Consider the following 14,098-nt stretch of genomic DNA (forward strand, 5'->3'; position numbering starts at 1 on the left):
AGCCGAGTCGCCCCGCCCCCTGCAGGAACCGCGTCCGAATAGGCGGACTCCGGCCCGATCAGAGCATCCCTACCGGGTCCACGTCGACCGCTAGCTCGACTTTGGGGGGGAGCGGGGGATTGGAAAGGTCGTGCAGGAGGGAGCGGAGAGGGCCCGGCGTCGCGCACCGGAGCTGGAGGTGGAATCGGAACTCTTCCTTGATCTTCAGGACGGGGGCCGGGCAAGGGCCGAGGAAACGCACCGAGGGATCGGCCTTCGCCCGCAGGACGGTCGTCAGCTCGTCGAGGTACGCCTTCACCCGGCCCTCGTCGCGGCCTCGGGCCAGCAGCCGGACGATCCGGCCGTAGGGAGAGGCCAGGACGGCCGAGCGATGGGGGAGTTCCTGGGTGACGAAGCTCTCGTAGTCATGGCGGGCGGCGTGGAGGATGGCCGGGCTCTCGGGGCTGTAGGTCTGGACCAGCACCCTCCCCTTGCGGTCGCCCCGCCCGGTGCGGCCGGCGACCTGCGCCACGAGCTGGAACGTCCGCTCGGCGGCGCGGAAGTCGGGGAGGTGGAGGGCCACGTCGGCGTCGACCACGCCGACCAGGGTCACGTTCGGGAAGTCCAGCCCCTTGGCGATCATCTGCGTCCCCAGGAGGATCCGCACCTCTCCCGACTTGAACGCGGCGAGGGCCTCCTCATGGCTGCCGTGGCGGCGCATGGTGTCGGAGTCCATCCGGCGGGCGGCGTGGAACGGGAACTCCATCGCCACCTCGCGCTCCAGGCGTTCGGTCCCGATCCCGCCGTAGTGGAGCACGGGGGCGTGGCACGACGGGCAGGCGGGGGGGCAAGGCCGCTCGGCGTCGCACATGTGGCAGATCAGCAGCCGACGCCCCTTGTGGAAGGTCGCCGCCACGTCGCAGTGCCGGCACTTCACCACCTCGCCGCACTTGGGGCAGATGATGAACGTGTTGTAGCCCCGGCGGTTCAACAGCAGGATCACCTGGCCGTCGTCGTCGAGCGCCTGGTGGATGGCCAGGCGCAGGGTGTCGCTCAGGCCGCCGGTCATGTGCTTCTCATGCCGGAGGTCGATCAGCTCGACGGCGGGCATCGGCCTCCCCTCGACGCGGCTGGGCATGTCGATCTTCGTGTATCGCCCGCGCTCGGCGTTCGACCAGGATTCGAGCGAGGGGGTGGCCGAGCCCAGCATGACCGGCACGGATTCCAGGTGGGCCCGCTTCACGGCGACGTCGCGCGCGTGGTAGCGGGGGGCGGTCTCCTGCTTGAAGGTGCTCTCGTGCTCCTCGTCGACGACGATCAGCCCCAGGCGGCGGGTGGGGGCGAAGATGGCCGAGCGGGCGCCGACGACCACGTCGATCTCGCCCCGGGCGATGTTCCGCCAGTGGCGGTGCCGCTCCACGTCGCTCAGGTGGCTGTGGAGCACCGCGACCCGCCGGAACCGACGCTTGAAGCGCCGGATCGTCTGGGGAGTCAGGCTGATCTCGGGGACCAGGACGATCGCCTCCCGGCCTCGGGCGACGACCTGCTCGATGGCCGACAGGTAGACCTCGGTCTTGCCGCTCCCCGTCACGCCGAAGACCAGGAACGGGGCGAACGCGTCCCCTTGCAAGGCGGGCGAGAGCGCGTCCATCGCCTCCTGCTGCTCGGGCGTGAGGGCCAGCCTCGGCTTGGCCTCGGTCGCCTCGGCGGCTGCCGGGGCCGGGGCCTGGGCCGTCGCGTCCGCCTCCTCGTCCTTCGCGGCCTTGCGGGCCTCGTCGAGCGCGAGCCGGCGCTTGACGGTGTGGAGGCGGCCGTCGCGGCGGAGGCCGGCGACGACCCCCGGCCCGCACTTGGCGCGTCGGCAGACGTCGGAGACGGTGAGCATGTCTCCCTCGGCCCGGCAGACGGCGTCGATCGCGGCGGCCTGCTTGGCGGTGAGGGTCGCTTCCAGGGTCCCGTCCCGCCAGGCCTGGAGGGTCTCCGGGGGGACGACCAGGAACGTGCCGATCCGCGTCCCCGCCTGGTTGCGGACCCCGGCCGGGACCACGGCGTCGAGCGCCTGGCCCCACGAGCACAGGTAGTACCCGGCCATCCAGCGGGTCAGTTCCAGCATCCGGGCGTCGATCAGCGGGACCGGGTCGAGGATCTCGGCGATGTTCTTGATCCGGGACGGGTCGAGCCCCTCGGGCGGGAGCAGGCCGACCGACACGCAGTAGCCCGTCACCAGCCCCCCCCGCTTCCCCAGGGGGACCCGCACCCGCTGGCCCACCTGGACCCCGCTCACCAGCTTGCGGGGGACGCCGTAGGTCAGCGCCTGGTCGAACGCCCGATTGACGACGACCTCGATGAACAGCCCCCCGCGCTCGGCGGGCGCGACGTCCTCGCCGCCGAACCACGACGGGGGGCGGACCAACCTTCCCGAGGGACGGGCGGCCTCGCCGTCCCGATCATCCTGATTGACAACGCTCATCGGGCGAACCTATCGTCGAGTTTCCGGGCCGTCGGCTGACTATCGAGATTATACGCCGAACCGTCGAACTTCTGCACGCCTGTCCAGACGGCCGCGGTCGAGGTTCCGTCGGGTCGAAGGGGGTTTGCTCGTCCATGCGATTAGGGGTTTACGGCGGGACGTTCGATCCGATCCACCTGGGGCATCTGATCCTCGCGGAGCAGTGCCGCGAGGCCTGCCGCCTGGATCGGGTCTGGTTCGTGGTCGCGAACGAGCCGCCCCACAAGCGCGGGGCGAAACGGTCGGCGGTCCATCATCGGATCGAGATGACCCGGCTGGCGATCGCCGGGAATGACGCGTTCGAGGTCTCCGAGATCGAGGCGACCCGGCCGGGACCCTCCTACAGCGTGGACACCCTGGCCCAGATCCGGGAGGAACGCCCCGAGGACGAGTTGTTCTTCCTGATCGGCGGCGACAGCCTGGTCGATCTCCCCACCTGGCGGCAGCCCGATCAGATCGCCGCGACGGCGACGATCGTGGTGGCGAACCGGCCGGGATCGGACGTTGAGCCCCCTCCCGCTTCGCTATTCGGCCCCGACGCCCGACCCCTCCAGTTCGTCTCGATCCCCCCGATCGGTATCGCTTCCCAGGGCCTCCGGAGTCGGCTCGCCGAGGGCCGGAGCATCCGCTACCAGACCCCGAGGGCCGTGGAAGCCTACATCGAGGCCCACAAGCTCTATCGCGAGGCCCCCTGACCGATCGCCCGGCGATTTTTCGGAATCGAGCGGGCTTCACCTTGGAAAACCTTTCGGGCGATACAATAGAGGATGGCTTCGGCCGAATCGACTTCCTCTGGTTCTCGGAACACGCGCGGAAGGAAAGGGAACATGCTGCTCCTCTCCCACAGCGGGCAGCCGGCTCGCCGGCTCGGCCTGATTCGGATACTCGGGCTGGCCCTGGCCGCGGCCGTGCTCGGGACGTCGTCCCCGGCGCGGGCGGGGGCGTTCTCCTGGCTGGACGAGGTCGTGCAGCAGATCATCGTCGAGGCTCGCGGGGGCAAGGCGGTGCTGCACACGGGCGACGCCGCCCGGATCGAGGCCCGCGGCGGCGGCAAGCTGTTCGCGAAGGGGACCGAGGAAGGGCTCGAAGGCCTGGTCAAGCAGTCGGACGAATTCGCGGCGGCGGCGCGTCGGGTCGAGAACCCGAGCGAGCTTTTGCTGGAGAGCCGCTTCGGCCAGCTCGTGGGCCGCGACGCCGACGCCCTGCGGACGTTCTCGGCGCTCAAGCCGGCCGAGAAGCGGGTGGTCGTCGAGATGGGCGAGTCGGCCCGTCGGATCGCCCAGCGGTATCCCCAGGAAGCCGAGGCCATGATCGGCCGGCTCGGCCCGGAGGGGCTGACCGCCGTGCGGACGTTCGGCGACGACGTGGCCGAGGTGCTGGCGAAGGAAGGTCCGGAGAGTCTGGGCGTGCTGCGCAAGACCGGCCGGGGGGGCTGGGAGTTCCTGACCACCCAGGTCCTTCCTCATAAGAAGAAGCTGGCCGCGGCCGGCGTGCTGGCCGCCTTCTACGCCAACCCGGACGCCTTCATCGACTACACCGGACGCGCCACCGAGTACGCCGCCCGCGAATTCGCCCGCGCCGGCGTGACCCTGGCGACTACCGTCGGCGGCGGTCTGGCCCAGGGGCTGGAGACCTCGATCGGCGAGGCCCTCGCCAGCCGAGGGCTGGATTTCCTGGTCTTCCGCAAGCTGGGCGTGATCCTGGCCGGGCTCGTGGCGTGCGGGGCGCTCCTGGTCGTCCTGGGGATGCCCATGCGGACGATGCTCCGGCCGTTCACCGGAGCCCTCTGGCTGTTCCGCAAGGCCGTCTCGCGACGTTCGGCCTGAACGATCGGCATCGAACCACCCGCCCTCCCCTTTCGTATCGAACGCGGGAAGCGGTCCGCTCCCCCCGGCGGTAAACTCGACGGGGGTTGAGCATCCCTCCCGACGCGACCCTCGGCCCGGCCGGGGACGCTCGGGTCGAGGGTCGAAACGGTCGATCATCAGCAAGCGGCCGCGAACTCTCGACGGCCCTTCCGCCGTGGGCATGGACGCCCTCACGTCTGGTCTGGTGGCTCAGGAGATCGGGGACGAGCGTGTCAAACCGCCGCAACGCGCGACTGGACGCCCTGGAGGCCCGGCTCACGGGCCCCAAGCGGATCGCCCTGTTCGGGCATCGGAACGTCGGGAAGACGACCCTGCTGGCGATGTTCTACCGGCAGGCCGCCGGGGGGCAGGTGCCGGGCGTGCGCCTGGCCGCCGCCGACCCCCCGACCGCCGAGTACCTGGCCGAGAAGATCGCCCAGATCGAGTCCGGCCAGTCCACCACCGGCACCCTCTCGGAAACCGAGCTGCACCTGCGGCTGTACCACGGCCCCGCTCGGTTCGAGCTGATCGTCAAGGATTACCAGGGGGAGCACGTCACCCTGGGGACCGACGAGCCGATCCAGGAGTTCTTCGCCGGCTGCGACGCCGTCTTCCTCTGCCTGGACCCCGAGGGCTCCAACGACCCCGCCGAGCGCCGGCGCCGCCAGCAGGAGGTCGAGAACCTGCTGGAGCGGTACATCGAGCGGTCCGAGGACATCAGCACCGACCGCCCCGTCGCCCTGCTCCTGACCAAGTTCGACCGGGTGCTCGCCCGCGAGGGGCGGGGCTCGACGGCCGACGAGGCGTTCGTCGAGGCCCTGGTCGACCGCCAGTACGGCATGACCCGCCACGCCCTCCGCCAGCACGCGCCCGACGGCGTGATCTTCGCCGTCAGCTCGTTCGGGACCGGCTCGGACGGCAACCGGCCGCCGTCGGAGATCCGACCGATGGGCCTCGAAGGCCCGCTGGGCTGGGTCGCCGAGCAGCTCGAGACCCGCGACCGCGCCCAGATGGAGCTGCTCTGGGACCTCGCCGCCGGCGACCTCCCGAGGCTCAGGCGCTGCCTGGCCGCCTACGAGAAGCGCTACCCCCGATCGAACCGGACGTACGAGTTCCGCGCCCGGCTGAAGCGTCGGGAGCGGGGCCGGACGCTGCGACGGGCGGCGAAGCTCGCGGGCGCCCTCGCACTGCTGGCGGGCGTGGTGGTCGGCTACGACTACTGGGGCTACCACGTCGCCTCGGCGTTCGAGCGCGACCCGGGGAATACGGCCACGGCCGTCGCCGGGCGCTGGGCGGACCTGCTGGAAGGCCACCCGACGCTCCCCTACGTCCTCCCCCGGCTCGCCCGCGAGGCGGCGAACAAGAAGGCCGAGTGGAGCGTCAAGGCCAGTGGCGTGCAGATCGCCGCCGGGACCGTCGTCCCCGATCTCGAAGCGCGGCTGGAGGCCGCCCGCAACCAGGCCCCCCAGCTCGCCCCGGCGATCCGCGAGGTCGAGAAGTCTCGCGAGCAGGTCCGTCACGACGAGCGCTGGAAGGAGGTGTACGCCCAGGCCAATTCCCTGGAGGCGATCGACGAGCCCGCCAAGGCCGTCACCGCGCTCGACGGCTTCCTCCGCGAGTTCCCCGACACCCCCCGACGCCCCGAGATCCTCAAGCTGGCCCAGGGTCTCAAGGCCGAGCTGACCACCCGTCGAAGCGCCGCCGAACGCCGGACCATCGACGACCTCGTCCGCTCCGAGTCCCTCCCCAACGCCTCGCTCGCCGACCTGATCGAGCGTTCGCGGCAGTTCCTGAACGAGCACCCGGAAAGCCCGTATCGGTCCGAGGTCCAGGAGCGGCTCGACGACTACGTCCGCCGCCTGGACGAGCGCGACATCGCCCGCGCCCGCGAATACTCCCAGCGCCAGCCGACGAGCTTCGAGACCCGGATCGAGAAGTACCAGGACTACCTGAAGGCCCACCAGACCGGCGGGCTGTTCATCAGCGAGGCGATCGAGGCCCGCGACAAGATCCTCCGCGAGTGGGACGCCTACTCCTACCGCCAGGCCTACGACCACGCCACGGCCCACCCCGACGACGTCGCCGAGGTCGCCCGGCGGCTCCGCGACTACCTCCGCGACCATCCCGACGGCCGCTTCGCCAGCACCTCCAAAACGTACCTCGACTGGTGGGACAAGGTCTCCGTCCCCCACGGCTACCGCGTCACCCTGCGCCGGGGCGAGGTCTCCCCGTCGATCGCCAAGTACCTGGCCGGCGGCGGCCCCGACCTGGGCGTGACCCTCGAAGTCGGCGGCGTGACCTACGGCCCCTCCCCCGTCATCGCCAACTCCACGCGGCCGATCTGGGACTACACCTTCCCCCAGCCGATCATCTGGAAGTATGGCGACCCCGTCACCATCCGGGTCATCGACTACGACTGGTCCGCCTCCGAGGTCGCCGTCCTCAACAGCCGCCAGGGGGACCCCCTCGCCCTCCGCCTGCTCGACAACACCATCCGATTCGCCAGGGGAGGCCAAACCTCCCTCACCTTCACCTCCGACTTCGCCATGCCCACCCTCGCCCGGCCCGAATGACCGGAATGGCTTCGTTTGGACCGGCGTTAAACGAAGCCATCGGACGCAAGTCGTTGCGGCGGTTGAGTTTTGATGCTGGTTTCCGACTCCGGGATTGGCTTCGAACGGCGATTTTTCATCGCTTCCGGCATCGATCCCCCGCAGCCGATCGCCCTTCTCGATCGCTCCGAAGCGCAACCCGCCATCCTCACAATGCGCCCTCCCGACCGATTACGGAGCCGGGCCATCGCCCGGAGGAAGGCTCGCGCAATCCTGCCTTCTCCCGTGGTGGGAGGAGGTGGCCGGAAGCCGATGAGGGGGACCATCATCGCGGATCAACCGAAACGGTGCCGGCCCTCGGGCTGGCCGCCCCTCATACGTAGTTGCTTTGATGAATCGTCATTGGCGAGCGGCCTCGGGCGCCACGGGTCGGTGATCGAGGCGATTTGGTCTCATCCGCCGCTGCACGGGTACCTTCTCCCGCGAGGGGGGGAAGGCATGATCGCGACGGTCCCACGTCGTCGCGGACGAACACAAGAGTCGACGGCCCCGGTGCTCGTCACCGCGTCAGCCAAGGAGGAAGGACTTCGCGGCGGGAGAGTTGGCGGGCGGGGAAATGAATGGATCGAGGCGTCTCCGGAGGCCGATATCAGGCGATGGTGTCGACGCGTGCGACGCGTCCCTTCCGCGGCTTCGGCCGTGAATCCCCGGTCTCGGCGGCCCTGTCGTCCCGGTCTGGGGATGGTTCGGAGGTTGCGTCGCGTTCGCCCCCCGACGCCGGGCGCGCCTCGCGAGTTCTCGCTGGGGGTCGCCCGGGGAAGTCGCGGCGGGCGGGATAAAGGACGGTCCTGTGCACCTGGGAACCGAGCGAAAGCCTATCCCCCGATCGTTGCGGATATGGTATGGTCCGTCGAAACCCATTTCGACGTCGACCGGACTTCCCGCCGGACCTCCAGGGCCGGGCGCGGGGGCGTCCACCATCACGATCCGGACGGATGACACGATGGGAACGCGCGTGCTTCGACCAATGCGAAGGTCGGCGACGGCGTCGGCGAGGCCCCGGTTCGAGCCGGCGGACCCGCGTTCGCCCCGGCCGCTGATCCGCCCGGCCCCACGATCGGCGATGTTCTTTCCGCTGGTGGTGATGGCGGCGATCCTCCCCGGCCTGGCCGCCCTGCGGTCGTGGGACCTGACGATGCCCGGCCCGCTCTGGGGCCTTCGGGCGATGGCCGTGGCCGTCGACGGCATGGCGGTCGACCAGACGGCGGCCGACGCCGCGATCAAGCCCGAGCGGGAATCGGCCGGGTATCGCAGCGTGGCGTTCCAGCCTCCGTTGTACCCCTGGCTCGCCGCCCTCGGCCTGACCCTCAGCGGCGACTGCGACCCGCTGGCCTGCGTGCTCCCCAGCTACGCGGCGGGCGCGGCGATCGTGATGCTGGTCTACCTCCACGGGCGGCTGTGGCGGGGGGGCGGCATGGGGTTCACCGCGGCCCTCATGATGGCCTTCAGCCCGAGCCTCCTGCTGCGCGAGCAGGAGATGACGCCGAACCTGCTGGCCGCGGCCGGGGCCCTCGCGGCGCTGTACGCGTACGCCGCCAGGACTCGGATCACGGCCGAATCGGCCGACCCCCGGCGGCTCTCCCTGCTCTGGTCGGCGGCCGGCGGCGCGGCCCTGGGGGCCTCGCTGCTGACGATCGAAGCGTTCGGCCTGATCACGATCCTCGTGGTCGCGCTGCACCAGGTCTACCTGCGGGTGAGCGCGTCGGCCGACCCGAACTTCCGCGCGGCCCCCTCGGCGGGACGCTCGGCCTGGCTCCGCGACGGCGGCCTGATCGACGCCGCCCTGGCGCTGGGGATCGCGACGCTCATCGCCGTCCCCTGGCGGCTGATGATGTTCCGCGTCCACGGCTGGGACCTCTTCGCCCCCCTCATCCTCCCCCCCTCGGGCTGGACCGACTCCTACAACCTGCTGACCAAGATCGTGGAGCTGGCCCCGGTGGCCGCCCCGCTGGCCCTCTTCGGCGCGGCCCGGACGGTTCGGATCGCCCTGACCGCGGAGAGCGACGACCGCGAGACCATCGGCGGATCGCTCTGGGTCGTCTGGGCGGGGGCGGTCGCCCTGGCGCTCGCGTTCTGGACGACCGGCCCTCGCCAGGCGCTGGAGATCTTCCTGCTGGTCCCGCTCAACCTGCTCGCGGCGTCGGCCGTGGCCGACCTGGTCAACCGAAGGGCCTCGGTCCGCGCGCTGATCGGCCTGGCGCCCGCCGCGGCGCTGGGGCTCGCCTGGTGGTCCAGCAAGGACCTTCGCGGCGCCCTGGACGAGCTGCTCGCCGGTCGCGCCAGCTCGGCGACGACCCTCAGCCTCCACCTGGCGCTCGACCTGCTGATCGTCTCGTTCCTGCTCGGCCGCGCAGTCGAGCGCTGGGCGCGCGACCGCGACGACCGCCAGCGTCAGGTGCTGGCGGCGTTCCTGCTGGCGACCCTGGCGGCGACCGTGGGCTTGGGCGTCCGCGAGGTGGTCTTCCGCCACGGCGAGACCAACGACCTCCTGATGCTCCGGACGATGATCCTCAGGCGCAATCGCGAGCGGCCGTTCAGCCACATCGCGGTCGTCAGCCCGCCGTCGTCCCGGTTCGACTCCGACGGCGAGCCCGGTTCGCTCGACGCCCCCTATCCCGGCGGCCGGCTCCGCTTCATCCTTCGCACGGCCCTGCCGGAACTCCCGCAGATCGACCTCACCCACGTCGACGAACTGCTCACCCTGCCGGACGAGCAGCGCCTGGTGATCCTCTACGGGGCCGGCAGTCGGCTCTCCTACAGCCTGCAGTCGCGGCTCGGCCTGGAATCCATCCATCCGGGCCGCAGCGGGATCCTCGACGCGTACGCCACGGCCAGCAGCCGCGTCGCCCGTCGCTGAACGAGGTCCGGGAGGGCCGGGCTCGCGCCACGCGACCCGGCCTCCGTCCCGCTCGTTCCGGCCCCGTCAGGTCGCGGCGGCCTCGACGTTGACGATCGACTCGGCGAGCTCGGTGAGGAGGCCGTCGGTCGTCTTCTCCTCGGCCAGCGTGTCACCCAGGAGCTTCTTGACCTCCGGGAGCCCGAGCGTGTTCGCCCAGGTGCTCAGGGTGCCGTAGCCGGCGATCTCGTAATGCTCGACCTTCTGCGCGGCGGCGATCAGGGCGGCGTCGCGGGTCTCCGGGGCGGCCTCCATCTCCAGGACCTCCTTCCCCTCCTCGATCAGCCCCTCCATCGCCTTGCACTTCTTCCCGCGCGCGGCGTGGCCGAGCGCCTCGAGGACCTGGGCCATGCGTTCGACGTGGACCTTGGTCTCTTCCAGATGCTTCGTGAACGCCTGGCGCAGCTCCGGGTGCGAGGCCGCCTTGGCCATCTTCGGGAGGGCCTTGGCAAGCTGCTTCTCAGCGTCGAGCATGTCGCGGGCGACGTCCACCATCAGGTCGTTGAGCGTCTGCATCTTCATGTCTGCGTTCCCTGAATCGATTGGTCGTTAGGTCGCGGGCCGTCGTCAAGACGTCGATCTCCATCGCAAACACCGCGCCGCCGAGCGAGGATCGTCCACTTCCCATTCCATTCGAAACGACCGACGCCCCGCGAGGGCCGGGGCGTCGGGGGATCGACGGTGGCGGGACGCGGACGCGCGGGGTCAGTCCGCCTTCTTCTTGAGGACGAAGAGGAGCTGCTTGTCCTTGGTCTTGAACTCGCGCGGGACCTCGCCGCCGGGGAGGGCGTAGACGAGGCGGACCTGATCGCCGTCCTTGTCGACGAGGCCGTAGGCGACCGTCTCCTCGGAATCGGCGAGCTTGCTCGTCATCTTGATCTTGGACGCGGTCGCGCCCGACTCGCTCTCGCCAGCCGCGGCCTCGGTCGCCTCCAGGGAGTAGGCCGCGCCGTAGATCTCCTTGCTCTCCTTGTCCATGACGACCACGCGGTCCTTGGTGAACCGGACGGTCGAGCCCTTGATGCGCTCGGACGGCTCGGGGATGCCGAACTTCTCGCCCGAGACGATCTCATACGCGCCGGCCAGGTCCTCGGCCTTCAGCGGCCCGTCGCCCTGCGCGTGGGCGGGGAGCGGGAGGAGGGACGCCGGGGCGAAGGCGAGGGCGAACAGGGCGACTCGGGCGATCGATCGGCGCATCATGACGGCTCCTTGAGTGGCGGTCGTGGCTCGGAAACGTCGAGGAAGACCCTCGCGACAGGCCCTTCCCTTCCGCAACTCCCGCGCCGACGCCGACGGCCTCGCGAACCGAAGCGGCCCTCGCGCCCGTCGCCCCCTCATCCGCCCCGCGGCGCGTCTACGGGAGCGAGTCGCGTTGCGGCGCGTAGGTCAGGCCGCCGCGAGGGAAGATGCGGACGCGCGGCGAGCCGCGCCGGGCGCGGGGGAGGGCGCGGCGGACCGCTCGCCACAGGGCGTCCTGATCGGCGAAGAGTCGCACGGGACCGAGCCGGCCGCCGATCCGGGCGTGGAGCGGAGGCGCGTAAACCATCACCGCCCGGTCGACGACCAGCTCGCGAGCCCATCGGAGCATGAACGCCGCGGACGACTCTCGCGCCGAGAGGATCCGCTCGGCGATCGGCACCAGGCGGCGGATCGCCCAGCCCCCGGGCGCGCCGGACCCGGCGATCAGCCGCATCGCCGAGCGCGGCATCGAGCGGTCGATCTCGCCGGGATCGGTCCAGAAGAGACCGACCGTCACCCCCCCTGGGACGCTGGCGGCCCGATGGTGGAGCAGCGCCTTGAAGCTCTGCATCGGGTCGCCCGGCCAGGGGTTGTTCCCCACCACCACCACGTCGGCGGGGGGGCGGGAGGGGCCTGGAACCGCGTCCGGGCCTCCTCGGCCAGCGCGTCCTGGACCGATTCGGGCCGCCCCGCGCAGGCCCGGAAGATCATCCCCGGCGCGCCGATGAGGTGGCTGACCGAGAAGCAAGGGCCCAGCAGCCCCGCCGCCTCGTTCACGGCCTGGCGCATCGGGTTCTCGGCCGCGAGCCCCCCCAGCAGCAGGCCGGCGTCGGAGTCGCGCGAGAGCCCCTGGCGGTGAAGCGCCCCCAGGGTCGTCCGGTGGCTGGTCCCCGGGAAGATCAGCTTGTAGCCGCCGCCGAAGCCCGCCTGGAGGTGGGGCAGGACCGAGCCGATCAGGACCCGCAGGTCGGCCTCGGCGACCGGCCGGAAGACCCGGACGGGGACGCCCCTGGCGGTCGTCCCCAGGTCGACGTAAGCCGAGAGGTCGTCGACCGGCGGGCTGTAGCAGCGATACGACGACGCCGGGCCTTCCCCCAGCCGCCTCCGCATCGCCGCGTCGTCGACCGCGTGATGGCGGCCCACCCCGACGCTGATCGTCACGTCCTCGGCCGCCACCCCCGCGGCGTGCAGCCGGGCCAGCACCATCGGCAGGGCCTCGCGCACCGGAGTCCAGCGCGACGGGTCGTCGACCACGATCGCGACCTTCGATCCCGGCCGGACGCGGTCCTCCAGCCGGGGCGAGTCCCGGGGCGCGTCGAGGGCCCCGGCCAGCGCGGCGGGGTAATCGTCCGTCGGGCCCCGGAGGTCGGGCTCGACCACGCTTTCGCGGCCCACGTTCCAGTCCGGAGGCAGGCGCAGGCCCAGCGTCCCCCCGTCGCCCCAGGGCGCCTCGATCGTCGCCGTCGTCATCCCCGCCCCCACATCCCGACGTCTTCCATGTCGGCCTCGATCCGTCCGGTCAGGTTACGCCATCCCCGGCGTTCGCCGCAACCGCCGCGATCCGGCATGAGACGTGCCTCTCCTGGGGGAAACGTCGGCCGCCGGAGTCCGACCGTTCAACTTTGGAAGGGGTGGGAGTATGATGCTGGAACGGCTGTTGCGGTCGTCCCGAAGCGACGACGAAGGCGACGCCGCCGCGCGGGACCATGCAGTCCCCCGCGGAGTCGCCCTCACGCGAAACCCCCCGACGACTCCCCCGCCCTGGCCCCGAGCCGCCTGTCGACGCCATGCGAGCGTCACGCCAGGCCTCGCCAAATCCGGGGCCATGGGATGAGTCCCATCAATGGATGGGCGATCCGCCAATAATCTCGGTGAAGATCCAGTAATAAATAATTATAGCGGAAGAGACGGGTAAAATGACTCCATCGCTGGCACAACTCGCCGAGCTGGTTCGTCAGGCCGAGGCCAAGACCCGGGCGAAGAAGGTTGAGGCCGAGACGCAGCACGCCGCCGAGCTGTTCCGCACGGCCGAGAAGCGGTCGCGCCACGCGTTGGAGCGGATGAGGACGGCGCGGCCGGCGTGCACCCGGGCGATCGAGCAGGCCGACGCCGACGAGCAGCTTTTGAAGGATCTGGTCCGCAAGCTGGCCCAGTTCAAGTCGTCGCTGACCTCGGACGCCGACGCCGAGCAGTTGATCGCAACGTCCCAGGGTGAGATCGACCGCACTCGCAAGGACGCCAGGGCCGAGCTGGACGTCGTGGGCCGCGAGCTTGACGAGGCCCGCCGCGAGCTGCGCGTCGCCGTCGACGCCTATCGTCAGCACCGCCGCGAGCTGGAACGGCTCCAGCCCGAACTCCTCGAACAGTTCGCCGACGCCGACCGCCTCCTCTGGGACGCCGAGAGCCACTTCCCCGGCGGCCAGCTCCAGCTCCTGGCCCACGAGATCGAGGCCGGCCTGCACGCCTTCGCCCACCTCGTCAAGCTCGAGCAGTACGCCCGGCTCAAGGTCTGGATCGGCCGCTTCCGCTACCACCAGGCCGGACCCGATCGCGACTGCGGCAACGTCGAGGAGATGCAGGCCCTCGCGCACAAGGTGTTCCACCAGCTCAAATGGCTCTCCCGCCAGTATGAGCCCGGCTACATCGAAGCCTTCCGGCAGGACTTCTCCACCGACTGGGGCGCCTACGTCGCCGAGGCCCAGGAGCAGCTCGTCCAGGCCGTCGAAGCCCAACGCCGCGCCCGCGCCGAGGCCGCCGAACAGTCGAACCACGCCCGCGACCGGATCGCCGCCGAATCCGACGGCCCCCGCCCCGATGCCGATCGGTCCGAGTCCGAACGCGACCATTTCGATGCTGGCGATCCTGGCGGTCGGAGCGACGAAATCGGCTGAGACCGGGACTCGTTCCGCCGAGGCCGCGTCACAATCACGCGACGTTTCGTCATCCACATGCTAAGGATTCTCCGTGGCATGCCATGGCTCGGCGACGTGCGTCGAGCTGGATGGGTGACGGGTCG

The 14,098-nt window shown here is 70.9% G+C and carries 10 protein-coding genes; 5 read left to right on the forward strand and 5 right to left on the reverse strand.

Annotated features, from left to right (window positions below; all coding sequences use genetic code 11):
• Positions 1-58 precede the first annotated feature (58 nt).
• Positions 59-2,449 carry a primosomal protein N' gene (priA, locus tag VT85_RS00700; RefSeq protein WP_068409279.1) on the reverse strand — a complete coding sequence of 797 codons (2,391 nt, stop codon included), beginning with the start codon at positions 2,447-2,449 and terminating at the stop codon, positions 59-61.
• A 134-nt stretch (positions 2,450-2,583) separates the two neighbouring features.
• Here priA and nadD point away from each other — a divergent pair, with 134 nt between their 5' ends.
• The 4 genes from nadD to VT85_RS00720 all read left to right on the forward strand — a co-directional run bounded on the left by nadD (position 2,584) and on the right by VT85_RS00720 (position 9,804).
• Positions 2,584-3,183: a nicotinate-nucleotide adenylyltransferase gene (gene nadD / locus VT85_RS00705; RefSeq protein WP_068409281.1), complete on the forward strand. Its 600-nt coding sequence runs from the start codon at positions 2,584-2,586 to the stop codon at positions 3,181-3,183.
• 132 nt (positions 3,184-3,315) lie between these two features.
• Entirely contained in the window at positions 3,316-4,314 is a 999-nt protein-coding gene (locus tag VT85_RS27245) for a hypothetical protein (protein ID WP_068409283.1), read from the forward strand.
• Between the two features lie 251 nt (positions 4,315-4,565).
• Positions 4,566-6,908: a TRAFAC clade GTPase domain-containing protein gene (locus VT85_RS00715; protein WP_068409285.1), complete on the forward strand. Its 2,343-nt coding sequence runs from the start codon at positions 4,566-4,568 to the stop codon at positions 6,906-6,908.
• A gap of 1,102 nt (positions 6,909-8,010) precedes the next feature.
• On the forward strand, positions 8,011-9,804 hold the full coding sequence (locus tag VT85_RS00720) for a glycosyltransferase family 39 protein (protein WP_197491021.1): 1,794 nt from the start codon (positions 8,011-8,013) through the stop codon (positions 9,802-9,804).
• Positions 9,805-9,870: 66 nt separating this feature from the next.
• Here the strand turns inward: VT85_RS00720 and VT85_RS00725 are convergent, their stop codons facing one another.
• The 4 genes from VT85_RS00725 to VT85_RS00740 form a co-directional block, all read right to left on the reverse strand.
• Complete coding sequence (locus tag VT85_RS00725; protein WP_068409289.1) at positions 9,871-10,365, reverse strand: ferritin-like domain-containing protein; 495 nt, start codon at positions 10,363-10,365, stop codon at positions 9,871-9,873.
• A 183-nt stretch (positions 10,366-10,548) separates the two neighbouring features.
• On the reverse strand, positions 10,549-11,043 hold the full coding sequence (locus tag VT85_RS00730) for a hypothetical protein (protein ID WP_156512597.1): 495 nt from the start codon (positions 11,041-11,043) through the stop codon (positions 10,549-10,551).
• Positions 11,044-11,197: 154 nt separating this feature from the next.
• Positions 11,198-11,653 carry a hypothetical protein gene (locus VT85_RS00735; RefSeq protein WP_068409293.1) on the reverse strand — a complete coding sequence of 152 codons (456 nt, stop codon included), beginning with the start codon at positions 11,651-11,653 and terminating at the stop codon, positions 11,198-11,200.
• The gene (locus VT85_RS00740) at positions 11,596-12,552 is read right to left on the reverse strand and encodes a lactate racemase domain-containing protein (protein WP_068409295.1); all 957 of its coding nucleotides are present in this window, start codon (positions 12,550-12,552) and stop codon (positions 11,596-11,598) included. The genes VT85_RS00735 and VT85_RS00740 overlap by 58 nt, the downstream gene beginning before the upstream one ends.
• Positions 12,553-12,998: 446 nt before the next feature.
• Between VT85_RS00740 and VT85_RS00745 the strand changes: the two genes are divergently transcribed.
• The gene (locus tag VT85_RS00745) at positions 12,999-13,973 is read left to right on the forward strand and encodes a hypothetical protein (RefSeq protein ID WP_068409297.1); all 975 of its coding nucleotides are present in this window, start codon (positions 12,999-13,001) and stop codon (positions 13,971-13,973) included.
• Positions 13,974-14,098: the final 125 nt, after the last annotated feature.

Origin of the sequence: Planctomyces sp. SH-PL62 (assembly GCF_001610895.1) — a bacterium.
Lineage (GTDB): Bacteria > Planctomycetota > Planctomycetia > Isosphaerales > Isosphaeraceae > Paludisphaera.

Excerpts from the sequence above, each read along its gene's own strand:
- priA (WP_068409279.1), bottom strand. The coding sequence starts at position 2,449 with ATGAGCGTTGTCAATCAGGATGATCGGGACGGCGAGGCCGCCCGTCCC.
- nadD (WP_068409281.1), top strand. The coding sequence starts at position 2,584 with ATGCGATTAGGGGTTTACGGCGGGACGTTCGATCCGATCCACCTGGGG.
- VT85_RS27245 (WP_068409283.1), top strand. The coding sequence starts at position 3,316 with ATGCTGCTCCTCTCCCACAGCGGGCAGCCGGCTCGCCGGCTCGGCCTG.
- VT85_RS00720 (WP_197491021.1), top strand. The coding sequence starts at position 8,011 with ATGTTCTTTCCGCTGGTGGTGATGGCGGCGATCCTCCCCGGCCTGGCC.
- VT85_RS00725 (WP_068409289.1), bottom strand. The coding sequence starts at position 10,365 with ATGAAGATGCAGACGCTCAACGACCTGATGGTGGACGTCGCCCGCGAC.
- VT85_RS00730 (WP_156512597.1), bottom strand. The coding sequence starts at position 11,043 with ATGATGCGCCGATCGATCGCCCGAGTCGCCCTGTTCGCCCTCGCCTTC.
- VT85_RS00735 (WP_068409293.1), bottom strand. The coding sequence starts at position 11,653 with ATGCAGAGCTTCAAGGCGCTGCTCCACCATCGGGCCGCCAGCGTCCCA.
- VT85_RS00740 (WP_068409295.1), bottom strand. The coding sequence starts at position 12,552 with ATGACGACGGCGACGATCGAGGCGCCCTGGGGCGACGGGGGGACGCTG.
- VT85_RS00745 (WP_068409297.1), top strand. The coding sequence starts at position 12,999 with ATGACTCCATCGCTGGCACAACTCGCCGAGCTGGTTCGTCAGGCCGAG.